The 522-nt window shown below is 41.3% G+C and carries 1 protein-coding gene; it reads right to left on the reverse strand.

The window, feature by feature from the left end; all coding sequences use genetic code 11:
- On the reverse strand, positions 1-389 hold a 389-nt coding region (locus AC1DRF_RS32010; protein WP_477742831.1), incomplete at its 3' end, for a radical SAM family protein.
- Positions 390-522: the final 133 nt, after the last annotated feature.

Below are 522 nucleotides of genomic sequence, written 5' to 3' on the forward strand. Positions count from 1 at the left end.
CTCGTCATAAGGGGCGACCTTGTTTGAATCAATAAAAAATYAGGCGGATGATTGATCATCGTTTCTAAAAGGGCACGTGTGATGCCTGCTTTACGCTCAGCAGGCTGATAGGGATCTGTCGCTGAAGACATAAAGATGCGCACCGGCTGCTCTTTTTTTCGCAGTTTTTGTATTTCTTTTTGATAGACTTCAGCTGCGTTGACTTTAAGCTCTAGCCATGTCCCCCACTCCATCTCTTTAAAACGCTGAATTRGCAGTTCTCGCACGTAGCAAAATTTGCAGGAAAATGCACATCCGGCATACGGATTTAAACTATGAGTATAACCAGATGCCAAAAAGCCCGTCGCTTTTGTTAAAATACTTCTCGAAACCACGTCTCTTTCGTTCACCTTTCTCACCTCTTTATCCAATCAGTATATCAAGTTCACAAATGAAAAAACTACTTTCCGCATGGAAAGTAGCCCTATACACTCTCAGCTTATCAACCGTTTTTTTCTTCCTTTTCACTTGTAGTTTCAAATA

The organism is Priestia sp. P5_B4 (assembly GCF_056400385.1).